The 23,911-nt window shown below is 60.3% G+C and carries 22 protein-coding genes and 2 pseudogenes; 8 read left to right on the top strand and 16 right to left on the bottom strand.

The window, feature by feature from the left end:
- The first annotated feature begins 57 nt into the window (after positions 1 to 57).
- The 5 genes from RGV33_RS06900 to RGV33_RS06920 all read left to right on the top strand — a co-directional run bounded on the left by RGV33_RS06900 (position 58) and on the right by RGV33_RS06920 (position 6,366).
- Entirely contained in the window at positions 58 to 2,385 is a 2,328-nt protein-coding gene (locus tag RGV33_RS06900; RefSeq protein ID WP_322143627.1) for a beta-galactosidase, read from the top strand.
- 92 nt (positions 2,386 to 2,477) lie between these two features.
- Positions 2,478 to 3,623 (top strand): serine hydrolase domain-containing protein, encoded by a 1,146-nt coding sequence (locus RGV33_RS06905; protein WP_322143628.1) that lies wholly within the window; start codon positions 2,478 to 2,480, stop codon positions 3,621 to 3,623.
- A gap of 142 nt (positions 3,624 to 3,765) precedes the next feature.
- The gene (locus tag RGV33_RS06910; protein WP_322143629.1) at positions 3,766 to 4,947 is read left to right on the top strand and encodes an OmpA family protein; all 1,182 of its coding nucleotides are present in this window, start codon (positions 3,766 to 3,768) and stop codon (positions 4,945 to 4,947) included.
- 27 nt (positions 4,948 to 4,974) lie between these two features.
- The gene (gene pdxH / locus RGV33_RS06915; protein WP_322143630.1) at positions 4,975 to 5,622 is read left to right on the top strand and encodes a pyridoxamine 5'-phosphate oxidase; all 648 of its coding nucleotides are present in this window, start codon (positions 4,975 to 4,977) and stop codon (positions 5,620 to 5,622) included.
- Positions 5,623 to 5,901: 279 nt separating this feature from the next.
- Entirely contained in the window at positions 5,902 to 6,366 is a 465-nt protein-coding gene (locus tag RGV33_RS06920) for a glycine zipper 2TM domain-containing protein (RefSeq protein WP_010176704.1), read from the top strand.
- 77 nt (positions 6,367 to 6,443) lie between these two features.
- Here RGV33_RS06920 and RGV33_RS06925 read toward each other — a convergent pair.
- From RGV33_RS06925 to nhaA, 4 genes and pseudogenes are all read right to left on the bottom strand, one after another.
- Positions 6,444 to 6,773, bottom strand: a pseudogene (locus tag RGV33_RS06925) (hypothetical protein).
- A gap of 21 nt (positions 6,774 to 6,794) precedes the next feature.
- Positions 6,795 to 7,040, bottom strand: coding sequence for a pyocin S6 family toxin immunity protein (locus RGV33_RS06930; RefSeq protein WP_322143631.1), 246 nt, complete (start codon positions 7,038 to 7,040; stop codon positions 6,795 to 6,797).
- Between the two features lie 14 nt (positions 7,041 to 7,054).
- Positions 7,055 to 8,259: pseudogene (locus tag RGV33_RS06935) on the bottom strand (S-type pyocin domain-containing protein).
- A 156-nt stretch (positions 8,260 to 8,415) separates the two neighbouring features.
- A complete protein-coding gene (gene nhaA / locus RGV33_RS06940) occupies positions 8,416 to 9,603 on the bottom strand; it encodes a Na+/H+ antiporter NhaA (RefSeq protein ID WP_322143632.1) in 1,188 nt (395 codons plus the stop codon).
- Between the two features lie 213 nt (positions 9,604 to 9,816).
- Between nhaA and RGV33_RS06945 the strand changes: the two genes are divergently transcribed.
- Complete coding sequence (locus RGV33_RS06945) at positions 9,817 to 10,914, top strand: PLP-dependent cysteine synthase family protein (RefSeq protein ID WP_322148627.1); 1,098 nt, start codon at positions 9,817 to 9,819, stop codon at positions 10,912 to 10,914.
- 85 nt (positions 10,915 to 10,999) lie between these two features.
- Here the strand turns inward: RGV33_RS06945 and RGV33_RS06950 are convergent, their stop codons facing one another.
- The 3 genes from RGV33_RS06950 to RGV33_RS06960 all read right to left on the bottom strand — a co-directional run bounded on the left by RGV33_RS06950 (position 11,000) and on the right by RGV33_RS06960 (position 14,135).
- The gene (locus RGV33_RS06950) at positions 11,000 to 12,613 is read right to left on the bottom strand and encodes an NAD(P)/FAD-dependent oxidoreductase (protein WP_322143633.1); all 1,614 of its coding nucleotides are present in this window, start codon (positions 12,611 to 12,613) and stop codon (positions 11,000 to 11,002) included.
- Positions 12,614 to 12,721: 108 nt separating this feature from the next.
- Positions 12,722 to 13,393 (bottom strand): hypothetical protein, encoded by a 672-nt coding sequence (locus tag RGV33_RS06955; protein WP_322143634.1) that lies wholly within the window; start codon positions 13,391 to 13,393, stop codon positions 12,722 to 12,724.
- 142 nt (positions 13,394 to 13,535) lie between these two features.
- The gene (locus tag RGV33_RS06960) at positions 13,536 to 14,135 is read right to left on the bottom strand and encodes a short chain dehydrogenase (RefSeq protein WP_322143635.1); all 600 of its coding nucleotides are present in this window, start codon (positions 14,133 to 14,135) and stop codon (positions 13,536 to 13,538) included.
- 104 nt (positions 14,136 to 14,239) lie between these two features.
- Here RGV33_RS06960 and RGV33_RS06965 point away from each other — a divergent pair, with 104 nt between their 5' ends.
- Positions 14,240 to 15,148 carry a LysR family transcriptional regulator gene (locus RGV33_RS06965; RefSeq protein ID WP_169387264.1) on the top strand — a complete coding sequence of 303 codons (909 nt, stop codon included), beginning with the start codon at positions 14,240 to 14,242 and terminating at the stop codon, positions 15,146 to 15,148.
- Here the strand turns inward: RGV33_RS06965 and RGV33_RS06970 are convergent.
- The 9 genes from RGV33_RS06970 to RGV33_RS07010 all read right to left on the bottom strand — a co-directional run bounded on the left by RGV33_RS06970 (position 15,145) and on the right by RGV33_RS07010 (position 22,837).
- Positions 15,145 to 15,630 carry a DoxX family protein gene (locus RGV33_RS06970; protein ID WP_322143636.1) on the bottom strand — a complete coding sequence of 162 codons (486 nt, stop codon included), beginning with the start codon at positions 15,628 to 15,630 and terminating at the stop codon, positions 15,145 to 15,147. The genes RGV33_RS06965 and RGV33_RS06970 overlap by 4 nt on opposite strands.
- A complete protein-coding gene (locus RGV33_RS06975; RefSeq protein WP_322143637.1) occupies positions 15,627 to 16,403 on the bottom strand; it encodes a DNA-binding domain-containing protein in 777 nt (258 codons plus the stop codon). The genes RGV33_RS06970 and RGV33_RS06975 overlap by 4 nt, the downstream gene beginning before the upstream one ends.
- Positions 16,400 to 17,275 carry a DUF692 domain-containing protein gene (locus tag RGV33_RS06980; RefSeq protein ID WP_322143638.1) on the bottom strand — a complete coding sequence of 292 codons (876 nt, stop codon included), beginning with the start codon at positions 17,273 to 17,275 and terminating at the stop codon, positions 16,400 to 16,402. The genes RGV33_RS06975 and RGV33_RS06980 overlap by 4 nt, the downstream gene beginning before the upstream one ends.
- Before the next feature lie 26 nt (positions 17,276 to 17,301).
- Positions 17,302 to 17,607, bottom strand: coding sequence for a DUF2282 domain-containing protein (locus RGV33_RS06985; protein WP_322143639.1), 306 nt, complete (start codon positions 17,605 to 17,607; stop codon positions 17,302 to 17,304).
- A gap of 234 nt (positions 17,608 to 17,841) precedes the next feature.
- Positions 17,842 to 18,543 carry an ABC transporter ATP-binding protein gene (locus RGV33_RS06990; protein ID WP_003211664.1) on the bottom strand — a complete coding sequence of 234 codons (702 nt, stop codon included), beginning with the start codon at positions 18,541 to 18,543 and terminating at the stop codon, positions 17,842 to 17,844.
- A 1-nt stretch (position 18,544) separates the two neighbouring features.
- The gene (gene livG, locus RGV33_RS06995) at positions 18,545 to 19,312 is read right to left on the bottom strand and encodes a high-affinity branched-chain amino acid ABC transporter ATP-binding protein LivG (protein WP_322143640.1); all 768 of its coding nucleotides are present in this window, start codon (positions 19,310 to 19,312) and stop codon (positions 18,545 to 18,547) included.
- Positions 19,309 to 20,562, bottom strand: a complete 1,254-nt coding sequence (locus tag RGV33_RS07000; RefSeq protein ID WP_322143641.1) for a high-affinity branched-chain amino acid ABC transporter permease LivM — start codon at positions 20,560 to 20,562, stop codon at positions 19,309 to 19,311. The genes livG and RGV33_RS07000 overlap by 4 nt, the downstream gene beginning before the upstream one ends.
- Entirely contained in the window at positions 20,559 to 21,482 is a 924-nt protein-coding gene (gene livH, locus RGV33_RS07005; RefSeq protein WP_322143642.1) for a high-affinity branched-chain amino acid ABC transporter permease LivH, read from the bottom strand. Before livH ends, RGV33_RS07000 begins: the two co-directional genes overlap by 4 nt.
- Positions 21,483 to 21,709: 227 nt before the next feature.
- Complete coding sequence (locus tag RGV33_RS07010; protein WP_322143643.1) at positions 21,710 to 22,837, bottom strand: branched-chain amino acid ABC transporter substrate-binding protein; 1,128 nt, start codon at positions 22,835 to 22,837, stop codon at positions 21,710 to 21,712.
- A gap of 340 nt (positions 22,838 to 23,177) precedes the next feature.
- Between RGV33_RS07010 and RGV33_RS07015 the strand changes: the two genes are divergently transcribed.
- Positions 23,178 to 23,480, top strand: coding sequence for a DUF2288 domain-containing protein (locus tag RGV33_RS07015; RefSeq protein WP_322143644.1), 303 nt, complete (start codon positions 23,178 to 23,180; stop codon positions 23,478 to 23,480).
- The last annotated feature ends 431 nt before the right edge of the window (positions 23,481 to 23,911 follow it).

The following is a 23,911-nucleotide window of genomic DNA, read 5'->3' on the forward strand; positions in this document are numbered from 1 at the left end:
CACCATCGCATCACGTCATCAGGCCAGTCACCGGCCGTTTGGGAGAACCTTGTTCACATGATTCGCACGCTGCCCGCTGTTTTTGCCTTGTTGTTTGCCGCGCCATTGCTGGCTGCGCCTGCCGGGCAACAAACGTTGTTCAACTTTGTACGGCCCGCCGATGTGGTCAAGGTGGCGACCCAGGACGCCAGCCTGCCGCAATACAACGCCGAACAAACCCCTGAAGGCGAAGTGCTGCGCCGTATCACCTTCAACCCGGCCGCCGAACCGAGCCTGGTGCTCAGTCCGCAAACCGGTGCCTGGGACTGGTCACAGTCCGGCGCCATGAGCCTGCGCATTCAAAGTGCAATGGATTGGGCGCTGACCCTGTACGTCAAGGTGCAGAGCAAGGACGGCAGGGCTTTGGTCAGCCGTATTGACCTGCCCGCAGGCCCGGCGCAGACCCTGCTGATCCCGCTGCAAGCCAACTCGCCGTTGAGCCAGGGCATGAAGGCCGGGCCGCCGATGCCGATCACCGTCGATGGCCAGCGCGTATTGCTGGCCAGCAGCGAAGGGGAGATCGACCGCAGCCAGATCGTGTCGGTGACCCTGTCGATGATCAAGCCCAATGTTGCCCAAAGCATCCTGCTGGAGCGCTTTGGCGTGCAGGACATCGCGCCGGTGCTCAAGGCCACCTACAGCGACCTGGTGGACGCCTATGGGCAGTCCACCCGCGCCAAATGGCCGGAGAAAGTCAGCAGTGACGAGCAGTTGAGGGCTTCCGCGGTCAAGGAACAGCAACAGCTCAAGGGCTGGCTGGCCGAGCGCGACAAGGCCTCCCTGGACAAATTCGGCGGCTGGAACAAGGGCCCGGTCTTTGACGCCAGCGGCTTCTTCCGCACCGAGAAGCGCGACGGGCGCTGGTTTTTGGTGACGCCGCAAGGCCATCCGTTCTATTCCTTGGGCGTCAACACCGTGGCTCCCGACAACAGCCAGACCTATGTAGCAGGCCGCGAATGGATGTTTGCCGCACTGCCCAAGGCCGGCGAGCCCTTCGACAAATACTACGGCAGCGGTGACAGCCGCAGTGGCAATGGTGCCGATCAGGGGCGCAGTTTCAATGTCGGCCGCTGGTACGACTTCTATGGCGCCAACCTGCAGCGCACCTATGGCCAGCCGTGTGTGCCGCCGGCTCCTTGCGTGCAGCAAGGTTTTGACCAGAAGCGCTGGGTCGGCCACACCCTCGATCGCCTGCAAGCCTGGGGTTTCAACACCGTTGGCAATTGGAGTGCGCCACAGTTGGCAACCGCTGATCGCGTGCCTTACACCTTGCCACTGTCGATCGTCGGCGATTACGCGAGCATCAGTACCGGCACCGATTGGTGGGGCGGCATGCCCGACCCGTTCGACCCGCGCTTTGCCATGGCCACCGAACGTGCGGTGGCGATTGCCGCCCGGGACCATCGCGATGACCCGTGGTTGATCGGTTTCTTTGCCGACAACGAACTGGCCTGGGCCGGCCCCGGTGATGATCCGAAGTCTCGCTACGCCCTGGCCTACGGCACCTTGCGCATGACCACCGACGTGCCGGCCAAGCGCGCATTTCTCAAGCAATTGCGCGACAAGTACCGCAACCAGGACGGCCTGTCGAAGGCCTGGGGTATCGAGTTGCCCGCCTGGGAACTGATGGAAGACCCAGGCTTCGTGCCGCCGATGCCTAACCCCGAGCACCCGGAAATCGAAGCAGACTTCAAATATTTTCAGAAGACCTTTGCCGATGCCTACTTCAAGACCATCTCGGATGCATTGAAATGGCACGCGCCGAACCAACTGTTGCTGGGCGGCCGATACGCGGTCAGCACCCCGGAAGCGGTGGCGTCCTGTGCGCAATATTGCGACGTGCTGAGTTTCAACATGTACACCCTCAAGCCCCAGGACGGTTACGACTTCGCTGCATTGCGGGCGCTGGACAAGCCAGTGCTGATCACCGAATTCAACTTCGGTTCGGCGGACCGTGGCCCCTTCTGGGGCGGCGTGACGCAGTTGGCCAAGGAGGACGATCGCGGGGTTGCCTACGCCAACTTCCTCAAGCAGGCCATGGCCGAGCCATCGATTGTCGGCGTGCATTGGTTCCAGTACCTGGACCAGCCGGTCACCGGTCGGCTGCTGGACGGCGAAAACGGCCACTTCGGCCTGGTAGGCATCACCGATGTGCCCTTCCAGGGGTTTGTTGACAGTGTGCGTAAAAGTAACCTGGCAGCCGTTGAACAACTGGGCAAGGAGGCCGAAAAGGCCAAGGCTGCAGCAGCAGTCCACACCGGCGAAGGCGGCAAACCCGGGCATGGCGGCAATGCTGAGGGGCCGGGTGCAGGGCATTCCGGCGGGCATTCCGGCAAAGGCCATTGATGGGCCCCGATCGACAAGTGCGGGTTCACAAATCACTCAATGGCTGGAACAATGTCGGCCACTTTTTGCGGTACGTTTCCGAGGGGGCTTAGGTGCAGATTCAGGGTCATTACGAGCTTCAGTTCGAAGCGGTGCGTGAAGCGTTTGCCGCACTGTTCGACGACCCTCAGGAGCGTGGCGCGGCGCTGTGCATCCAGATCGGCGGCGAAACCGTCGTTGACCTGTGGGCCGGTACCGCCGACAAGGACGGTGCCGAGGCCTGGCACAGCGACACTATCGCCAACCTGTTTTCCTGCACCAAGACCTTTACCGCCGTCACGGCGCTGCAACTGGTGGCCGAAGGCAAGTTGCAGCTTGATGCGCCGGTCGCCAGATACTGGCCGGAGTTCGCCGCAGCCGGAAAGGAAGCCATCACCCTGCGCCACTTGCTCTGCCACCAGGCCGGGTTGCCGGCCCTGCGTGAGACGCTGCCCGCCGAAGCGCTGTACGACTGGCAAATGATGGTCGACGCCCTCGCGGCCGAAGCGCCGTGGTGGAAGCTTGGGGAAGGCCATGGCTACGCGGCGATTACCTATGGTTGGCTGGTGGGCGAATTATTGCGTCGCGCCGACGGTAGCGGGCCGGGTGAGAGCATCGTGGCCCGGGTCGCACGGCCTTTGGGCCTGGACTTTCATGTGGGGCTGGCAGACGAAGAGTTTTATCGAGTTGCCCATATAGCCCGAGGCAAGGGCAATGTAGGCGATGCGGCGGCACAACGTTTACTTCAAGTAACGATGCGCGAGCCGATGGCGATGACTACTCGTGCATTTACCAACCCACCGTCTATTCTGACCAGCACTAATAAACCCGAATGGCGGCGTATGCAGCAGCCAGCGGCAAATGGTCACGGTAATGCGCGAAGTCTGGCGGGTTTTTATAGTGGGCTGCTCGACGGTAGTTTGCTGGAAGCCGATATGCTCGAAGAGTTGACCCGCGAACACAGTATTGGCCCGGATAAAACCTTATTGACACAAACCCGGTTTGGCCTGGGCTGCATGTTGGATCAACCGCAGGTGCCAAACGCCACGTTCGGCCTAGGCCCGCGGGCCTTTGGGCATCCAGGGGCCGGGGGTTCGGTGGGGTTTGCCGACCCGGAACATGATGTAGCCTTTGGTTTTGTGACCAATACATTGGGCCCTTATGTACTTATGGACCCGCGGGCACAAAAGTTGGTAAGAATATTGGCCGGTTGTCTGTAAATAGCTTGCTGTCTGGCGTTTTTTTGTTACAAAGGCACATACAAAAAGACGCTAGGCAAAATGTTGTAACTTTAATGTTCCAGAAGCGTCTGTTTAACGGGTCATTCAGGCCCCTGATTTTTTCTCATTTTGTGGATATCTCATGTTATCGAACAAGTCCTTGGCACTGGCGCTATGCCTCACTATCACTGGCTGTGCACAAACCCCACAAAATGATGCCGAAGGCGGGCATTGGTGGTCATTTGGCTCCGACAAGGCTGCTACCAAGGACGCAGTGAGCCAAGCCGACGCCAAGCCGGATGCCAAGCCGGCCGTTGCTGCCAAGGCGGCTGCGCCGGTTGCACCAGCCGCTGCGGCGCCTGCACAAGCCGCTGCACCGATTGCCAAGGCGGATACCGGTTCCAGCTGGTGGCCGTTCTCGTCGAAAGCCGACGACGCCAAGGCAGACCTGAAAGCCGACCTCAAGGCCGCAACGCCTGCCCCTGGCGCCCCAGCTGCCGCGCCGGCTGCCGCGCCGGCTGCCGCACCGGCCGTTGCCAAGACTGATACCGATACCAAGTGGTGGTGGCCGTTCGAAAGCAAGCCAAAGCCATTGGCCAAGGTCGACGTCGCCAACATCCCTATGCCTGATCCAAAAATCACCCAGGCCTGGCTTGACGACTACGAGCCGCGCCTGCGCATCGCGATCAAGGACAGCAACCTGCAACTGGAGCGTCGCGACAACGTACTGGTCGTGATTGCCCCGGTTGACGGCTCCTACAACCCGAAACGCCCGGCGATGTTGCTGCCGGTGACTCTGGGCCCCTTCACCCGCGTTGCCAAGGCGGTTGAAGGCGATCCGAAAACCGCCGTACTGGTCCTGGGCCATGTCGACACCACCGGTGCCGAGCCAGTGAGCCAGGCGCTGACCAAGGAACGTGCGCAGTCCATCGCCTCGATTTTCAGCCTCAGTGGCCTGAAGCAGGACCGCCTGATGCTGCGTGGCATGGGTGACCTGATGCCACGTGCCGCCAACGACAGCACCCAGGGCCGTGCCCTGAACCGTCGCATGGAAATCATGTTCACCCAGCGCACCACCATGCTGGCACTGTTGAGCAAGTACAACTCGGCCAACCCGCCGAAGGCTGAAATGGTTGCTGTACAGGACGTACCTGCTCCAGCCGCCGCGCCAGTCAAGAAAGCTGCCCCGGCGAAAAAGCCGGTCGCCAAGAAAGCTGCTGCCAAGCCGGCTGCCAAAAAGGCCCCAGCCAAGCCTGCCGCGAAAAAACCGGCTCCGGCCAAGGCCGCTGCTCCAGCCGCTACCAACGACCAGGCAAAAAACTGATTCTTTGAGCCAGAAGGATAAAGCCGCATGACCCAGGCACTGGCCGATATGCGCCGTGACTACACACGGGACGGTTTGAGCGAGGCCCAGGCCCCGGGTGAACCGTTTGCCTTGTTCCACCAGTGGTTTGCGGATGCGGTGAAAACCGAGCAGCCACCGGTAGAGGCCAACGCCATGACCCTGGCAACGGTCGACCAGGACGGTCGCCCACATTGCCGGATCCTGCTGCTCAAGGGCCTGGACACACAGGGCTTTACCTTCTTCACCAATTATCAGAGCGCCAAGGGCGAACAGCTCGCGGCGCTTCCGTTTGCCGCCATGACTTTCTTCTGGCCGACCCTGGAGCGCCAGGTGCGCATCGAAGGTCGGGTGGTCAAGGTTACTCCGCAGGAGTCGGATGCCTACTTCCAGGTGCGCCCCCTGGGCAGCCGCCTGGGTGCCTGGGCCTCACCGCAAAGCCGGGTGATCCGGGACCGCGAAGAGTTGCAAGACCTGCTCAAGGCTACCGAACAGCGCTTCAGCGATACCCAGCCTGACTGCCCCGAACACTGGGGCGGTTATCGCCTGCTGCCGGAGCGCATCGAGTTCTGGCAAGGCCGCGCGAGTCGTTTGCACGACCGCCTGAACTACCGCTTGCAGGGTGCCGACTGGGCCCGCGAGCGGCTGGCGCCTTGAGCCCACCTTTCGTCACCTCGCCTGAATGTTGCGCTGCCCGCGGAAGTCTCTAGTCAGAGGCTTCGGTGTGCAGCGCCGCGCCGCGTCATACAGCCATTGGCTACACTGATGAAACAGCCCATGAAGCTTGCGGCGGCGGTGGATTGCTACCGTTCGTCGAGTTTTTCGGTACAGGTTCTCTGTACTAAGGCTGAATGAAAACAATTTTCTGCCCGGCATGCCGTGACAGGCGGCAAGCCGCAGCGGTTTAATGGATACCTGTCCTTTGGAGTTGATGCTATGCGTAAGTCCGTTTTACTGGTTGCCTGCTTTACCACCCTGTCGCTGCTGCTGGGTGGCTGCGCCTCGAGTCTGACCGGCGACTCGTACTCCCGTGACGAAGCACGTCGTGTACAGACTGTTCGCATGGGCACCATCGAATCCCTGCGTCCGGTGAAAATCGAAGGCACCAAGACCCCAATCGGCGGCGTTGCTGGCGCAGTGGTTGGCGGCGTTGGCGGCAGCGCTATCGGCGGTGGCCGTGGCAGCATCGTTACAGGCGTTATCGGTGCCGTTGCCGGTGGCTTGCTCGGTTCGGCCGCTGAAGAGGGCCTGACCCGCACTCAAGGCGTCGAAGTCACTGTTCGTGAAGACGACGGCAGCATGCGTGCCTACGTCCAGGCCGTTGACCCGAACGAAGTCTTCCGCATCGGCGACCGCGTTCGCATCATGACCGTGAACGGGACCAGCCGCGTTACTCGTTAAGAGTAAGGTCGCAGGAACAGAAAAACCCCAACCGGGTGACCGGTTGGGGTTTTTTGTTGGGCGTATGTTTTGCGGGATCAGGTGAACATCTGGATATCGTCAAGGGTGTCTTGCACGGCACCACTCAGAAACGGTGATTTTGTTTTTGCTTGTTGCAGTGCTGGCGAAATTTTCGCCATGTCCAGCTGACCGAAGCGCCTCGCGATGTGGCCTATCGCAATGATGGCAGCTGACGCGATGTCCTCGTCGTCATTACTCACCTACCGGAGGCAGGTTTCTTGCGCCCACGTAGCGTCTGTCTCGTTAAGGCCGATGGATATGAGTGCTTCTGTGACCTTGCTTAGGTCTTTGGTGGTGAGGAAGCTGATAGCTTCATCGTGACTCAAAGACGGCTCGTGATAAATCAAGGCATACCTTTGATTATACCGTTATGCGCGTATTCCGATGAAGTATTCCAAGTCATCGGGGAGGTTGATGTTAAGCAACACCGCCAATTGCGTTATCTGATTTTTTGTCAGCTCCAGCTCACCTGGAGCCAGGTTTTCCAGAGGCTTTGACTCTGTGAGTTGGGCAGCAGCTTGATTGAGTTCGGCTCCTTCTATATCGAATTCGAATTGCAACGAATCATCTTGTTTTTCGTCAGGGTAGAAGCCGGTTATTGATAAATGGGTCATGAGTCGTATTCTCGCTATTGTCGAGTAGTCGTTCTGCCTGGCTTTGCTGGGCCAGTCTGCTCGCCCGTTATATGGTTGAACTCTCCTAGGTGAATCGCAAATCTGTCAAATTTTTCCACGGCGTTGCTTTTATAGTCCCATTCGTAGATTTTCCCTTTCCTATCGACCCACCTTGCTCTCTTTTTTCCTCCACCTTGAACGGATGATTTAGGTTTAACCCTTACTGCGTCGGGAAGGCTGGAAGTGTTTTAGGGGCCTCATAGTAGTCATGGTCCCCTGGTCTGACGCTGACCACCACGTAGAGCGGCCGAACCCCCGAATCCGCCGGAAATACCAGAATGAAATCCCTGTATTGCGGCGGGTAAATCGGGTCAACGATGATGTTGGCGGCCTTCTCGGTCGGTGGGTACACCCAGATTTGCGGTGCCTGCGGCGCAGCTTCCAGCGCAGGAATACCGAGGGTGCCAGCGGGATCGATGGCAGGCGTCCAGATCAGCTCGACGCCGTCGCCCAAGTCAGCTACCTGCCGTGTGCCGCGCAGACCAAACTGCACGACATCAACCATCTCCCAGTCGCGATTTTTCCCTGTGTAAAAGGCGTATCCCTTTAGAGTGCCGTCACCAAGTTGCTCGACCTGCAGGCGAACTCGTGTTCGCGCGCGTGGCATTGAGCGCAGTTGGCGGTCGCTGTAAAGCGCGCTGTCGCCCAAATTGGAGGGCCAGATAAGTGCTGCAATCCCAAGCATCAGGCCTGCGGCGACTGTTCCAGCACCAGCTGCGACGCTTGATGCCCCGCCGACCGCTGAACCGCCCAGTGCCAATGTTCCGAGCCCGGCCGGGAGGGCGCTGCCGCTGATCTTCTTGAGTGGCAGTAGCCCCTCACTGTCGGTTTCACGGCCACCAAGCAGCACGTGCTCACCATAGTCCCCTATGCGATCAAGCGGTATGTAACCGGACGGATTGTTGTAGTCGATGAGGGCGTCCGGCAGATTGCAGGACTTTGCGAATACGCAGCCGACCATGGGCAATGGCGTTGGCGGCGGCTCCACTTTACGCCTGGCCTCGTAGGCTTCCTGGCGGGCAAGCATGGCTTCATATGCTCGCTGCCTGGCTTCACGTTCAGCCAGCTCGCGCCCGTTCATGTCCTCGAGCCGTCGGTAACCGCCCGTGCCGGTCCCGTAGCATCGCCAGACTTGGGGTATATCCTTGTTGTTTGCCATCGTGCCCTCCTGGCGTGTTGTCTAACGACGTCCGGCGTTGGAGCCGGGAGCACGACGTTATGGCAAGCAGCGGAGGGTGGCTGTAGGACGGTTCTGTGAGATGGCGCCGAATGGGCCGAGAGTAAGCTGGAGCCGGCACGCCGGCTCCAGAAGCGATTACGCCTGAACGAGTGCCTGCTTGCGGCTGGCGATCGCTGTCACCGCATACCCGATCAACGCCGCCAATATCGAGCCGGTCAGGATGCCCATCCGGTCCATGCCCGCGTAATCACTGCTGCCTGGCAAAAACGCCAGGGAGCCGACAAACAGGCTCATGGTGAAGCCGATGCCGCACAGGATTGCCACGCCCAGCACCTGGCCCCAGTTGGCGCCGGCGGGCAGCGCGGCAAGGCCGGTTTTGACCATGACCCAGGTGAAACCCAGTACGCCAACGGTCTTGCCCAGCAGCAGGCCGGCGGCGATGCCCATCGGCACGTGGTGGGTGAAGCTCTCCAGGTTGACGCCCGTCAGCGAGACGCCGGCATTGGCGAAGGCAAACAGCGGCAGGATCGCGTAGGCCACCCAAGGGTGCAGCGCGTGTTCCAGGGTCAGCAGCGGCGAAGGCTCGGCGTTTTTGGTGCGCAAGGGAATGCAGAATGCCAACGTCACGCCCGCCAGGGTCGCGTGCACACCACTCTTGAGCACGCATACCCACAGGATCAGCCCCACAATCATGTACGGACCCAGCTTGACCACGCCCAGCCGGTTCATCGCAATCAAGGCGATCAGGCATGCCGCTGCACCGGCCAATGAAGCGCCAGACAGGTCGGCGGAGTAGAACAGGGCAATGACGATGATCGCGCCAAGGTCGTCGATGATGGCCAATGTCATCAGGAACAACTTCAGCGACACCGGCACGCGTTTGCCCAGCAGGGCCAGTACACCCAGTGCAAAGGCAATGTCGGTAGCCATGGGGATCGCCCAGCCACCGAGGGCGGCCGGGTTGTCCTTGTTCAGCGCCCAGTAGATCAGCGCCGGTACCACCATGCCGCCGATGGCTGCCGCGCCGGGTAGTACCACTTGCGAGGGCTTGGACAGTTGGCCATCGAGCAACTCGCGTTTGACCTCAAGGCCGATCAGCAGGAAGAACAAGGCCATCAGGCCGTCATTGATCCACAGCAGCGCTGGCTTGGCGATTTTCAGCGCGCCAATTTGTGCGACCACCGGGACGTCGAGAAAGCTCGCGTACAAGTGCGACAACGGTGAGTTGTTGATGATCAGCGCCAAGGCGGCGGCAGCGATCAGCAGCAGACCGCTGGCAGCTTCCAGCTGGAAGAAACGGGTGAAAGTGCTACGCAGAGGCAAGGGATGCTCTCCAATCAAGGTTCAATAGGTGGGTACCCTAACCCGTACCGTTAGTTGTTAAAACAAAAGTTATATTCTTATTTGTTATAAGGAATCGGTCCGATCAGTTGCGCGCAAAACCCGGAAAATTGTGTGTCCAATTGAGTCATGACTGTATCTGTGTGGAGTGTAGGAAACATCCTAAGATCAAGTCTGAAATCCTTAGAGAAACCGATCATGAGCGACAACCGCCAATGGGCCCGCGAAGCCATCCGTATTATTGAAGCGGACTTCCAGCGCAGCGCCGACACCCATCTGATCCCCTTGCCGTTACCGGGTTTGCCAGGCATCGAACTGTATTTCAAGGACGAGTCCAGCCATCCCACCGGCAGCCTGAAACACCGGTTGGCGCGATCGTTGTTCCTCTATGCGTTGTGTAATGGCTGGCTCAAGCCCGGTGCGCCAGTGATCGAGGCATCCAGTGGCTCCACGGCGATTTCCGAGGCGTACTTCGCCCGGCTGCTGGGCTTGGCGTTTATTGCGGTGATGCCGGCCACCACTTCTCAGGAAAAAATTGCGCAGATCGCCTTCTACGGTGGCAAGAGTCATCTGGTACAGGACCCGACGCAGATCTACGCCGAATCCGAGCGTCTGGCCCGGGAAAGCGGTGGCCATTTCATGGACCAGTTCACTTATGCCGAACGCGCCACCGACTGGCGCGCCAACAACAACATTGCTGAATCGATCTTCCAGCAACTGCGCTTTGAGCGTTACCCGGAACCGAGCTGGTTGATTTCCAGTCCCGGCACGGGCGGCACCACGGCGACGTTGGGACGGTATGTGCGTTATCGCCAGCACTGCACCCGGGTGTTGTGCGCGGACGCGGAGCGTTCGGTGTTTTTCGACTATTACCTGAGTGGCGACGCCAGCCTGCGCCTGGACTGTGGTTCGCGCATCGAGGGTATTGGCCGGCCCCGGGTTGAGGCGTCGTTCTTGCCCAAGGTGATTGATGCGATGGTCAAGGTGCCGGATGCGCTGTCCCTGGCGGCCATGCATTACCTGGCCCAGCGTTTGGGCCGGCGAGTGGGCGGTTCCAGCGGCACCAACCTGATTGGCGCGTTGGTAGCGGCGCAGCAGATGAAAGCGGCGGGGGAGTCGGGCTCGATCGTGGCGATCTTGTGCGACGGTGGTGAGCGCTATGCCACGACCTATTACGATCCGGCCTGGCTGGCGGGGCAGGGGTATGAGCTGGACGGCTTGATTGCGGCCGTTGCGGCGAGTGTCGAGCGGGGAGAGGCGCTGCCGGACAGCGTGTTGCGCGCCAATATCTGAAACACCCACTGTAGGAGCCGGCTTGCCGGCGATGGCGATCTTGAGGATGCCATCGCCGGCAAGCCGGCTCCTACAAGGTTTTAGGTCAGGCCTCGATACCCAACATGTCCCGCGCCAGCGCTTCGGCAATCCGAATCCCGTCGACGCCCGCCGACAAGATCCCGCCGGCATAACCGGCACCTTCGCCCGCCGGGAACAGACCTTTCACGTTGAGACTCTGCATCGATTCGTTACGGGTAATCCGCAGCGGTGATGAAGTGCGGGTCTCGATCCCGGTCAGCACCGCGTCGTGCAGCGAGTAGCCTTTGATCTGCTTCTCGAACGCCGGCAGCGCTTCGCGGATGGCTTCGATGGCAAAGTCCGGCAATGCCAGGGCCAGGTCACCCCAGGCCACACCGGGTTTGTAGGACGGTTCCACAGTGCCGGTGGCGGTGGACGGCTTGCCATTGATGAAATCACCCACCAACTGCGCCGGTGCTTCGTAGTTGCTGCCGCCGAGGATGAACGCGTGGGATTCCAGGCGCTCCTGCAACTCGATGCCGGCCAGTGGGCCGCCCGGGTAATCAACGTCCGGGGTGATACCCACCACGATCCCGGAGTTGGCGTTGCGCTCGTTACGCGAGTATTGGCTCATGCCATTGGTCACTACGCGGTTCGGCTCTGATGTCGCCGCTACCACAGTGCCGCCCGGGCACATGCAGAAGCTGTACACCGAACGGCCGTTCTTGGCGTGGTGCACCAGCTTGTAGTCGGCCGCCCCGAGTTTCGGGTGCCCGGCGTATTTGCCCAGGCGCGCGGCGTCGATCAGCGATTGCGGGTGTTCGATGCGGAAACCCACCGAGAACGGCTTGGCTTCCATGTACACGCCACGGCCATGCAACATACGGAAAGTGTCGCGGGCGCTGTGGCCGAGGGCCAGGATTACGTGTTTGGACAGGATGTGCTCGCCGCCATCCACCACCACGCCATTCAACTGGCCGTCTTCGATCAGCACGTCGGTAACACGTTGCTCAAAGCGCACTTCACCGCCCAGGGCGATGATCTGCTGGCGCATGTTTTCCACCACGCCAGTCAAGCGGAACGTACCGATGTGCGGCTTGCTGACGTAGAGAATTTCGTCCGGCGCGCCGGCCTTGACGAACTCGTGCAGCACTTTGCGACCGTGGAATTTCGGGTCTTTGATCTGGCTGTAGAGCTTGCCGTCAGAGAAGGTCCCGGCGCCGCCTTCACCAAATTGCACGTTGGATTCGGGGTTCAGCACATTTTTGCGCCACAGGCCCCAGGTGTCCTTGGTGCGCTGGCGCACTTCGCGGCCGCGTTCGAGGATGATCGGCTTGAAACCCATCTGTGCCAGCAGCAGCCCGGCGAAGATCCCGCACGGGCCAAACCCGACGACGATTGGCCGCTCGGTCAGGCCTTCCGGCGCGTGGCCCACGACCTTGTAGCTGATGTCCGGTGCCGGGTTGACGTTGCGGTCGTCGGCGAATTTGAGCAGCAGCGCTGCCTCGCCTTTGACTTGCAGGTCGACGGTGTAGATGAAGCACAGCTCTGACGACTTTTTGCGAGCGTCGTAGCTGCGTTTGAACAGGGTGAAATCGAGCAGGTCATCACTGGCGATGCCCAGGCGCTGCACGATGGCAGGCCGCAGGTCTTCTTCGGGATGGTCGATGGGCAGCTTGAGTTCGGTGATTCGTAACATGACAGGAATCCGGTAGGCGGCGGGCAAAGAGGCCGGCTGTTTTGCAAACCGGCGATTATAAGCCCCAACAGCGGTTTCCCGTCATGCTAAAACAGCGCAGGGGGGCAATCAGTCGTCCCGCGAGCCGCCGAACGACGCGCAACCGCGCTGCACCTGGCCATTGACCCGCAACTCGGCCGACATGTGCTGCAGGCTGCCGCTGGCGCTGTCGACACAGCGCTGGGGCGCTACCCACAATTCGATGTGCTGGTTATTGGCTTCGGTCATCAGGTTGAACCGTCCGTCGCCCGATTGCTCTTCCACATACGGCACGGCCAATGGCGGCTGGCCCTCGCGTTCCAGCACCATGCCCTTGGCGGTGACGTTCATCGCCCAGGCCGGCTTGTGGCCGTTGGCCCGCAGGATCATGCGCTTGAAGTCCGGGTCATCGCAGGCCGAGGTAGAGCGCTCGACGCGATACACCTGTTGCAGGTCCACCGTGCCCTGGGTGCCGCTGGCGACGCCGGAGAACTTGCCACGCAAATCGGCAAACAGCGCACCTTGCTGGCCAGCCAGGGAGGCGGCTTCCTGCAGGATACTGGTGCCACCGGTGTCGTTGACCACGTAGTTGCGTTTGTCGTTGCAGGGCTGGAACAGCAGTTTGTCACCCTGCGCCGTCAGCTCACCCTGCATGCGGGTGAGCCCTGCGAGAGAGGGCTTGGCCGGCTCGCTATCGAACATCTGGCAGGCGGTAAACAGGGGCAACAGGGCGAACAAAGCTAGGGTACGGGCGGCACGCATTATCGGGTCTCCTGATAAGTGCCGCCACGTTACGCAGGCTGGCGGTGCATCACAAGCCCGGCACACAGGTTGAATTGACTGTGGTGAGGGGAAAAGCCCCCTCGCCACAACACGCTGGCTCGTACCATCAAGCAGGGTATGTCTAGCCTACGATGAACGTCTGCCCGGTCTGTAGGCCTTCCACGCTTTTTGCGTAGGCCAATGCCACTTCTGCACCCGGAGCCGGTTTGTACCCGCGAAAGTACGGTGCGTAGCTGCCCATGGCTTCCAGCAATACGGTCGGGCTGACCGAGTTGATGCGCAGGCCGCGCGGCAACTCGATCGCCGCGGCCTTCACGAACGCGTCCAGCGCGCCGTTGACCAGGGCCGCCGAGGCGCCGGTGCGAATCGGGTCGCGGTTGAGAATGCCGCTGGTGAAGGTGAACGATGCACCGTCATTGGCGAACTCACGACCGATCAGCAGCAGGTTGACCTGGCCCATCAGCTTGTCTTGCAGGCCCAGGTCGAAGTCGGCTGCGCTCATGTCACCCAGGGCCACGAAGTTGACGCTGCCGGCAGCGCAGACCAGTGCGTCAAATTTGCCGGTCTGCTCAAACAGTTTGTGGATCGAGGCGCTGTCGCTGATATCGACCTGGAAGTCGCCGCTCTTGCGGCCAATGCTGATCACTTCATGCCGTTGGGACAGCTCTGCCTTGACCGCCGAGCCCACGGTACCGCTTGCGCCAATCAACAGGATTTTCATCGTGCCTTCCTCCAGATGTGTAGGTGAGGTTTCAGTCTAGAGTGATTTTTTGCGCGGATAAGCGCACTAATAGGCAACCTTTGGTTTTCAAATGGAAACAATCCATGAGCGAAATGGATGACCTGGCGGCGTTTGCGGTGCTCATCGAAGCCGGCAGCTTTACCCTGGCCGCCCAGCAATTGGGTTGCAGCAAGGGGCAGTTGTCCAAGCGCATCAGCCAGTTGGAAGCACAGTTTTCGGTGGTGTTGCTGCACCGGACCACTCGCCGCCTGAGCCTGACGGCGGCGGGTGCAGCGCTGTTGCCTCAGGCGCAGGCGTTGGTGGTTCAGGTGGAGCGGGCGCGTCAGGCGTTGGCCCGGCTCAAGGACGATTTGGTCGGCCCTGTGCGTATGACGGTTCCGGTTTCTTTGGGAGAAACCTTCTTCGATGGTTTGTTGCTGGAATTTTCCAGGGAGTACCCGCAGGTGCAGATCGAACTGGAACTCAACAACCAGTATCGAGACCTGGCGCGGGACGGCTTTGACCTGGCGGTGCGCTCGGAAGTCGCCAACGACGAGCGCCTGGTGGCCAAGCCGTTGCTCGCCTGGCACGAAATGACCTGCGCCAGCCCGGCTTATCTGGAACAACACGGCGAGCCGCTGGCGCCGGCTGAACTGGTGGGCCACAACTGCCTGCTGAACAGCCACTACAGCGGTCGTGAAGAGTGGCTGTATCACCAGCAACATGAGCTATTACGGGTTCGCGTCTCCGGCACCTTTGCCTCCAACCACTACAACTTGTTGAAGAAGGCTGCGCTGGTGGGCGCGGGCATCGCACGTTTGCCATCCTACGTACTACACGCGGAATTGGCTGACGGTCGCCTGCGCTGGCTCCTGCGTGATTATCAGACCCGCAGCATGCCGATGTACCTGGTGCATCCGTACCAGGGCGGCCTGCCGCGCCGCACCCAGGTATTGGCGGATTATCTCGTGGGCTGGTTCAAGCGCAGCGGCGAGGCCCTGGATCGCCTTTAGCGGTAGCGCCGTGCAATCAGGTGATCGATGGAGAAGCAGCCCGGTCCCTTGGCCATCAACAGCAACAGCAGCGCGATCCACGTGCCGTGGGTCGGGTAGGCGTCCGGGTACACGAACAGCTGAATGGTCAGGGTCATGCCCAGCAACGCCAACGCCGAGAACCGTGTGGCAAACCCCACCAGAATCAGCACCGGGAAAAAGTGCTCGGCGAACGCAGCCATGTGCGCGGCCACTTCCGCTGACAGCAGTGGCACGTGGTATTCACTGCGAAACAGCGGCAGTGTGGACGGCGCCAAGTGTGGCCAGCCCAGTTGGAAGGTGCCGCCGATCAGGTCCACGGCGAAGCCTTCGACCTTGGTCTGGCCGGATTTCCAGAACACTGCCGCAATCGAGAAGCGTGCGACGAAGGCGATCAGGCCGTAGGGGATTTTCTCGAAGAGCTGAATGATCCGTTGGATCAGGCCGGGAGCGGTGGCGTTCATGGCGATACCTTTTGTTCTGTGTGCAAGTGGGTGATGGCGCCGTGGCCAATCAGCAGCGCCAGGCATTGGTGCAGGTCAAATTCGGCGGCCGCATCAAGGGCATAGGCCACGGCCATTTCCAGCGGCCAGCCGTTTTGCAGGCTGTTGATAAACGCCACTGAGCCGCTGTCGATGTGGAACACCTTCACGTCCAGGCCGCTGCGTAATATCAGCGCGCTTTGGGCATGGAAAGGGTCGAGGGTAGCGAGGGATTCGGCTGTCTGATGCGCGGCCCATAATCCCACCACGGCGTAGGACGAGTTCAGGGTGGCGAGGGACGGATGCAGTTGCAGGCGCAGATCGCTTACGTCTGATTGGTGTTGCAGGGCGGCGATGACGTCCTGTTGATCCAGTGCCACCGCGTCTGCGGCGTGATAGGCCCTGACCCGCAGCCGCTCCAGGCGTGCCACGTCAGCCAGGTAGGGCACGCTGGCGGCGGGGGCAAAGCCCTGGATAAAGTCGGCCAGGTCGCCGCCGTACTCATTGATCAGCGCGCTGGTCGGCGGGAAACCCTGAACATACACGCCGGCCATTGCGCGAAAAAACTCATCGCCTACCAATTGCAACGTGACCGGGTAGCCGGCTGCCAGGGCGTTAATCAGCGAGCTGTGAACATTGTTGCGATACACCGCAAAACGGCTGGCGGGATCGGCACCGTTGTAGCTGAACAAGCCTTGTGGGCAGCTCTCATCGGGTGACAGCAGGGCACTGGCGAATACGTCATGACGGCTCATGGGCGCGCCTCCAGCAGGAAGCGTTCGGCCTGGCGCGCTTCGGCGTGCAGCACGCTGAAGGCCGGCACCTGGTTGTCACGCTCGATCAGTGTGGCGACTGGCCCGGTGCGCGCAAGCACGTGCTGGTAAAGCTGCCATACCGCGTTGTCGATCGGCGCGCCGTGATCATCAATCAGCAAACGATCACCAAGGCTGTCAGTGTCTTCGGCAAACCCTGCCAGATGAATCTCGCCCACCGCGTGCAGCGGCAAGGCATCGATGTACTTCAGCGGGTCTTGCTGGTGGTTGATGCACGACACATACACATTGTTGACGTCCAGCAGCAGCCCGCAGCCGGTGCGGCGGATCACTTCGCTGATGAAGTCGGTCTCTTGCAGGGTGGAGCACTGGAACTGCAGGTAGGTCGAGGGGTTCTCCAGCAGCATTGGCCGTTGCAGTCGGGTTTGGACCTGGTCCACGTGTTCGCACACCCGCGTGAGGGTTTCATCGTCATACGCCAGTGGCAGCAAATCATTGAGAAACACCGGGCCGTGGCTGGACCAGGCCAGGTGTTCGGAAAAGGAGTGGGGTTGATAGCGTTCGATCAGCCTCGCAAGGCGCGCCAGGTGGTCATCGTTCAGCGGACCTTCGCCGCCGATCGACAGGCCCACACCGTGCAGCGACAGCGGGTACTGTTCGCGGATCAAACCCAGGTAGTGATGGAAAGGCCCGCCGGCCACCATATAGTTTTCGGCGTGGACTTCGAAAAAACCGATGTCGGGGGAAGTCTTGAGCACTTCATTGAAGTGCTCGTTCTTGAGCCCCAGCCCGGCCCGACGGGGGAGGCCAGGCGCCTGAGCCTGGGAGATGGAGTGGGTGCATGAAAGCGTCATCGTCAGTACTCAGGCTGCGCAGGGTTTCAGGACTTGGCGGTGAAGGCCGCTTCCTGGCCAAAACCGCTTGGCGAGGTGGCGCTTGGGGTTTTAAGGCAGGTGCCGGCCGGGACCAATTTCCAGGCGTTGGCTTGATCCTTGACCTTCGAGGTGCCCGCGCAAGAGGTGCCAGCGCCTGCAGCGCAATCGTTCTTGCCGGCTTCGGCCACACCGAAGCATTTTTGCATGTCATCGGCAGCGTGGGCGGTGGTGGTCAGGGCGGACAGGCTCAGGGCCGAACCCAGGGCCAGGATGAGGGTAGCGGCGGACAGCGAACGGGTTTTGGTAGTCATGGTGTATCTCCAGCAGTGGGTTGAGTTGGCAAGCTTAGTTGCCTGCTTACACCACTAGAGATAGGGAGGAGGGATTCGTTACAAACCTGGCGAAAATAATTTCAGGTTTCGCCAAACAAGTGTGGGAGCTGGCTTGCCTGCGATGCTGACGCCTCGGTGTTTCAGTTCCACCGAGGCGATGCTATCGCAGGCAAGCCAGCTCCCACAGAGGCCGGCTTTTACTTCCAGACGGCATCAACCGCCCAAATAAGCCTCACGCACTTTCGGATCGGTCAGCAGTTGCTCGCCGCTGCCCTGCATCACCACCCGGCCGTTTTCCAGCACATAGGCGCGGTCGGCGATCTTCAGGGCCTGGTTGGCGTTCTGCTCCACCAGGAACACCGTTACACCGTCCTTGCGCAGCTGCTCGATGATGTCGAAGATCTGCTGGATGATGATCGGCGCGAGGCCCAGTGAGGGTTCGTCCAGCAGCAGCAGCTTGGGCTTGCTCATCAGCGCGCGGCCGATGGCGAGCATTTGCTGTTCACCGCCCGACATGGTGCCGCCACGCTGGCTGAAGCGTTCCTTGAGCCGCGGGAACAGGTGCAGCACCTTGTCCATCTGCTCCTGGTAGTCGCCCTTGTCGGTGAAGAACCCGCCCATGGCGAGGTTCTCTTCCACGGTCAGGCGGGCAAACACTCGACGACCTTCCGGAACCACCGCGATGCTCTTGCGCATGATTTCAGAGGACGCCTGGCCCACCAGCTCTTCACCCATGTAGCGGATGCTGCCGCTGTGGGCCTGGGGCGAACCGCACAGGGTCATCAACAGGGTGGATTTGCCGGCACCGTTGGCGCCGATCAGGGTGACGATCTCGCCCTGGCGCACTTCCACGTTAACGCTGTGCAGCGCCTGGATCTTGCCGTAGAAAGTGGAAACGTTTTCGAATTGCAGCATTTTACGCTTCCCCCAAATAGGCTTTGATCACGGCCGGGTTGTCGCGGATCTGCTCCGGCGTACCGTCGGCCAGTGGCGTGCCCTGGTTGATCACGACGATATGGTCGGAGATGCTCATGACCAGTTTCATGTCGTGTTCGATCAGCAGCACGGTGGCGTTGTTTTCTTCACGCAGCACACTGATCAGCGCCTTGAGGTCTTCGGTTTCCCTTGGATTCAAGCCGGCGGCCGGTTCGTCGAGCATGAGGATCCGCGGGCGGGTCATCATGCAGCGAGCGATTTCCAGGCGACGTTGCTGACCGTAGGCCAGGGTGCCGGCAGGGCGGTTGGCAAACTCGGTGAGGTTGACCTTGTCCAGCCAGTACTCGGCGTACTCCATGGCCTCGCGCTCGCTTTTGCGGAACGACGGGGTCTTGAACAGGCCTGCAAAGAAGTTGGTGTTCAGGTGACGATGCTGGGCGATCAACAGGTTCTCGACCGCCGTCATGTCCTTGAACAACCGCACGTTCTGGAAGGTCCGCACCACGCCCTTGCGGGCAATCTCGTGGCCGGCCAGGCCCTGGATCGGCTGGCCGTCCAGCAGGATGGTGCCGCCCGCCGGCTTGTAGAAACCGGTCAGGCAGTTGAACACCGTGGTCTTGCCGGCGCCGTTGGGGCCGATCAGGGCTACAACCTGTTTCTCTTGCACGGTCAGGGCCACGCCGTTGACCGCCAGCAAACCGCCGAAGCGCATGCTCAAGTTTTCGACTTTCAGGATCTCGCGGCTCATTTGCGCAGCTCCATGTGTGGACGTTGCATGGGCAGCAGGCCTTGAGGGCGCCAGATCATCATCAGTACCATCATGGCGCCGAACATCAACATGCGGTATTCGCTGAACTCACGCATCATTTCCGGTAGCAGGATCATCACGATCGCGGCGAGGATTACCCCAAGCTGCGAGCCCATGCCACCCAGTACCACGATGGCGAGGATGATTGCCGACTCGATGAAGGTGAACGACTCCGGCGTCACCAAACCCTGGCGAGCGGCAAAGAAGCTGCCGGCGAAACCGGCGAAGGTTGCCCCGAGGGTGAAGGCCGAAAGTTTGATGATTGTCGGGTTCATGCCCAACGCACGGCAGGCGATTTCATCTTCGCGCAGCGCTTCCCACGCGCGTCCGATCGGCATGCGCAGCAAACGGTTGATCACGAACAAGGCCGCCAGCGCCAGCAACAACGCCACCAGGTACAGGAACACCACTTTGCTCACCGGGTTGTAGTCGATCCCGAAGTACTCATGGAAGGTCTGCATGCCTTCGGCCGCGGTGCGGTCGAACGACAGCCCGAAGAACGTCGGCTTGGGGATGCTGCTGATGCCGTTGGGGCCGCCGGTGATATCGGTGAGGTTACGCAGGAACAGACGGATGATTTCGCCGAAGCCCAGGGTCACGATCGCCAAATAGTCACCACGCAAGCGCAGTACCGGGAAGCCCAGCAGGAAGCCAAATGTGGCCGCCGCCATGCCGGCCAGCGGCAGGCAGATCCAGAAGCCCCAGCCCAGGTAGTGCGAGAGCAGCGCGTAGGTATAGGCACCCACGGCGTAGAAACCCACATAACCCAGGTCGAGCAAGCCGGCCAGGCCCACCACGATGTTCAGGCCCAGGCCCAGCAACACGTAGATCAGGATCAGGGTGGCGATATCCACCGCGCCACGGGAACCGAAGAACGGCCAGATCAACGCGGCCACGATCAGGCCGATGATGATGTAGCGCTGGGTGCGCGGCAGGGTCAGGAACTGGCTGACCTTGGGCGACACCAGTGGGCCACGGTTGCCTTTGAACAGGGCACCGACCTGCTGGGTAAACAGCACGCGCAGGAACATCAACACCGAGCACAAGGCAATGATGGTCAATGTCACCGGACCGGTGCCATGCACTTCAAGGTTGATCCCGACAATGCTCAACTTGAGCCCGAGTACCGGAAAGGCCACGGCCCAGACCAGCAAGGCGCTGAAAAACGCCGATTTAAGATATCTGCTCATACTTTCTCAACCTCCGGACGGCCCAGAATGCCGGTCGGCCGGAACAACAGCACCAGAACCAATAGACCGAATGCCACCACGTCCTTGTACTGGTCGCCGAACACATCAGCGCCAAAGGCTTCAGCCACACCCAGCACCAGCCCGCCGAGCATCGCGCCCGGAATGCTGCCGATGCCGCCCAATACCGCCGCAGTGAAGGCCTTGAGGCCCACCAGGAAACCGGCGTTGGGGTTGATCACGCCGTACTGCATGCTCAACAACACGGCGGCGACAGCGGCCAGTGCGGCACCGATGACGAAGGTCAGGGCGATGATGTTGTTGGTGTTGATGCCCAACAGGTTGGCCATCTTGATGTCTTCGGCGCAGGCCCGGCAGGCGCGTCCCAGACGGGAGCGGGAGATGAACAGGGTCAGGCCGAGCATCGCCACCAGGGTGACGACGAAGACCAGGACCTGCATGTAGGAAATCAGCACTTCTTGTGCGCCACCTGGGCCGAAGGAGAAGTTCCCCGGGATCAGGTTGGGAATGGATTTGTCCTTGGAATCCTGGGACAGCAGTACGGTGTTCTGCAGGAAAATCGACATGCCGATCGCAGAGATCAGCGGGATCAAGCGGTTGCTGCCACGCAAGGGGCGGTACGCAACGCGTTCGATACTGTAACCATAGGCACTGGTTACGACGATGGACGCCAGGAACGCAGCGGTCATCAACAGCGGCAGGGAATGGATACCTAGCATGGCCAGCCCGGCAAGGGCGATGAAGGCCACGTAGGAACCAATCATGTACACCTCGCCATGGGCGAAGTTAATCATTCCAATGATGCCGTAAACCATTGTGTAGCCAATGGCTATCAAGGCATAGGTGCTGCCAACGGTCATGCCGTTAACCAGCGTTTGGAAAAAATGATAGATCTCAGGCATTACAGCGCTCCTAAAAACCCGATACGCATTTCACTGGTGGAGTCATTTCCGGCTCGGTGCCCTGTTCTGTGACAGAGGTTGCACAAAGCGTTTGCCAGCGAACCGCTGGTGACGGTTTTAAGATTTTCAGGTGAGCCAGCGCCCGGATCGCGGGTGACAGGCCCATAAACCTCGTAAAACAAAGCCCACTGCTTGCACAGTGGGCTTGTTGACCAGAAACGCCTGGCTTACTGAGGGGAAACTTCGGTTTTTGGTTTGCCGAAGTGCCATTCGTAGACCACGAACTTGAAGTCCTTCAGGTCGCCCTTGGCGTCGAAGCTCAGGTCGCCGGTTGGGGTCTTGAAGTTACCGGCGTGGATGGCAGCAGCCACTTTGGCGGTGTCTTCGCTCTTCGCGGCAGTGATACCGCCGGCGATCACTTCAACAGCCGAGTAGGCCGGGAACACGAACGGACCGGTTGGGTCCTGCTTGTTCTTGGCGAACTCTTCAACGATTGCCTTGTTGGCAGGATCGGTGTCGAAAGACTTCGGCAGGGTAACCAGCAGGCCTTCGGAGGCGCCTTGGGCGATTTGCGAGATGGAGTCGTTGCCGACGCCTTCTGGGCCCATGAACTTGGCGTCCAGGCCTTTTTCCTTGGCTTGGCGCAGGATCAGGCCCAGCTCAGGGTGGTAGCCGCCGTAGTAGACGAAGTCGACGTTGGCTTGCTTGAGTTTCTGAATCAGCGAGCTGAAGTCTTTATCGCCAGCGTTGATGCCTTCAAAGACGGCGACTTTCACGCCTTTCTTCTCGAGGGTCTGCTTAACGGCGGTAGCGATGCCTTCACCGTATTGCTGCTTGTCGTGAACGACGGCAACCACTTTTGGCTTCACGTGGTCGGCGATGTAGTTGCCGGCAGCCGGGCCCTGGGCGCTGTCCAGGCCGATGGTGCGGAAGATCAGCTTGTAGCCACGGGAGGTGATTTCCGGGCTGGTGGCCGCCGGGGTGATCATGATCACGCCTTCGTCTTCGTAGATGTCGGATGCTGGCTGAGTGGAGCTGGAGCAAAGGTGACCGACCACGAACTTGACGCCGTCGTTGACCACTTTGTTGGCGACGGCCACGGCTTGTTTAGGATCGCAAGCGTCGTCGTATTCTTTGGCTTCGAGCATTTTGCCATCGACGCCGCCCTTGGCGTTGATGTCGGCGATGGCCTGTTTGGCACCCATGAACTGCATGTCGCCGTACTGGGTCACAGGGCCGGTTTTAGGGCCGGCAATACCGATCTTGATGGTGTCAGCTGCGAACGAATGGCTGGCAACCCCGGCCAGGACCATAGCGGCAAACAGTTTGGAAATCTGCTTAGTAGCCTTATTCATAGTGCTCCACTCTTACTGTTGTATTTTTTATAGTTCTAGCGGCCTTGTGAGCTGCAGAACCGGATCAGATATCTGGGATATCCCCCGGCAGCGGCCTGGCAACTGTACCGGTACAGTGTAGAGCGCCGGTTGATCGCTTGAAAAGCTGGCTGCTGGGGGCAAAACCCGGGTATGTCGCTTAAATGAAAGAAAAAGACAGAATTGCGGCGGGGTGATGCCAGAGTCTCGGGCAATCCTTGGCTTTCCTGACACTTTCGTTCGGTGCCTCATTTGCAACTGGGTTTTTCTGCCTGGTGCTCGACGGTATGATTGCGCCGATTTTTTCTACAGGTGAACTCCCATGACGCAAGAACCTAGCACCCTCTATGCCAAGCTGCTTGGTGAAACCGCCGAAATTTCCTGGAAGGAGCTTGAGCCGTTCTTTGCCAAGGGTGCCCTATTGTGGGTCGACGCCGGGCTGGATTTGATCGAGGCCGCCGAGGGGATGGCTGAGGATAACCGTGACAAAGTCGCTGCCTGGCTGGCTGCGGGGAGCTTGGGCGAGGTGTCTGCGACGCGGGCATTGGACCTGGTTGAGCGGGGGCCGGCGCTTTGGGCGGTGGTGGTTTCGCCTTGGATTCTGATCCAGGAAAGGGCGGCGTAGGAAGTGTCTGCACAAAAATGGTGCGGGATTTTTCGGAGTTTGAGTGTGTAGCGGGGTAACTGGTTTCGCCGTGATGGCATGTTGCCGTAGAGAAAGGTCACAGGCGGGGGTTACGTGCGCGTCATGGGAACAGTTTTGCTCGCGTCGGAATGCGGTGGGAATTGTTTCTGGGTGTGAGTTTTGGGTGTTTATCCGTTGCTGCGGTAACGGCTGATATTGGTTCCGCTCTTACAGCGGGTCACTTTTGAAAAGCGCAAAAGTAACCAAAACGCTCTGCCCCGCCTGTCGGCACCTCGCTTAGGCTCGGTGTGCCCTCACTCCGGCATTGCTCCGCGGGCCGCCGCGACGGCCCGTCCCTGGCCCGTCGCGGCTAAACCGGCGTCCTGCCGGTTTACCCGCTCCTCAATCCCTGCGTTCGGCCTCGGGCTGAA

Source organism: Pseudomonas sp. Bout1, assembly GCF_034314165.1.
Taxonomy (GTDB): Bacteria; Pseudomonadota; Gammaproteobacteria; order Pseudomonadales; family Pseudomonadaceae; genus Aquipseudomonas.

Bases quoted from the DNA above. Each gene is read 5' to 3' on its own strand.
- RGV33_RS06900 (WP_322143627.1), top strand. From the start codon at position 58: ATGATTCGCACGCTGCCCGCTGTTTTTGCCTTGTTGTTTGCCGCGCCA.
- RGV33_RS06910 (WP_322143629.1), top strand. From the start codon at position 3,766: ATGTTATCGAACAAGTCCTTGGCACTGGCGCTATGCCTCACTATCACT.
- pdxH (WP_322143630.1), top strand. From the start codon at position 4,975: ATGACCCAGGCACTGGCCGATATGCGCCGTGACTACACACGGGACGGT.
- RGV33_RS06920 (WP_010176704.1), top strand. From the start codon at position 5,902: ATGCGTAAGTCCGTTTTACTGGTTGCCTGCTTTACCACCCTGTCGCTG.
- RGV33_RS06930 (WP_322143631.1), bottom strand. From the start codon at position 7,040: ATGACCCATTTATCAATAACCGGCTTCTACCCTGACGAAAAACAAGAT.
- RGV33_RS06950 (WP_322143633.1), bottom strand. From the start codon at position 12,613: ATGTTACGAATCACCGAACTCAAGCTGCCCATCGACCATCCCGAAGAA.
- RGV33_RS06955 (WP_322143634.1), bottom strand. From the start codon at position 13,393: ATGCGTGCCGCCCGTACCCTAGCTTTGTTCGCCCTGTTGCCCCTGTTT.
- RGV33_RS06960 (WP_322143635.1), bottom strand. From the start codon at position 14,135: ATGAAAATCCTGTTGATTGGCGCAAGCGGTACCGTGGGCTCGGCGGTC.
- RGV33_RS06965 (WP_169387264.1), top strand. From the start codon at position 14,240: ATGAGCGAAATGGATGACCTGGCGGCGTTTGCGGTGCTCATCGAAGCC.
- RGV33_RS06970 (WP_322143636.1), bottom strand. From the start codon at position 15,630: ATGAACGCCACCGCTCCCGGCCTGATCCAACGGATCATTCAGCTCTTC.
- RGV33_RS06975 (WP_322143637.1), bottom strand. From the start codon at position 16,403: ATGAGCCGTCATGACGTATTCGCCAGTGCCCTGCTGTCACCCGATGAG.
- RGV33_RS06980 (WP_322143638.1), bottom strand. From the start codon at position 17,275: ATGACGCTTTCATGCACCCACTCCATCTCCCAGGCTCAGGCGCCTGGC.
- RGV33_RS06985 (WP_322143639.1), bottom strand. From the start codon at position 17,607: ATGACTACCAAAACCCGTTCGCTGTCCGCCGCTACCCTCATCCTGGCC.
- RGV33_RS06990 (WP_003211664.1), bottom strand. From the start codon at position 18,543: ATGCTGCAATTCGAAAACGTTTCCACTTTCTACGGCAAGATCCAGGCG.
- livG (WP_322143640.1), bottom strand. From the start codon at position 19,312: ATGAGCCGCGAGATCCTGAAAGTCGAAAACTTGAGCATGCGCTTCGGC.
- RGV33_RS07000 (WP_322143641.1), bottom strand. From the start codon at position 20,562: ATGAGCAGATATCTTAAATCGGCGTTTTTCAGCGCCTTGCTGGTCTGG.
- livH (WP_322143642.1), bottom strand. From the start codon at position 21,482: ATGCCTGAGATCTATCATTTTTTCCAAACGCTGGTTAACGGCATGACC.
- RGV33_RS07010 (WP_322143643.1), bottom strand. From the start codon at position 22,837: ATGAATAAGGCTACTAAGCAGATTTCCAAACTGTTTGCCGCTATGGTC.
- RGV33_RS07015 (WP_322143644.1), top strand. From the start codon at position 23,178: ATGACGCAAGAACCTAGCACCCTCTATGCCAAGCTGCTTGGTGAAACC.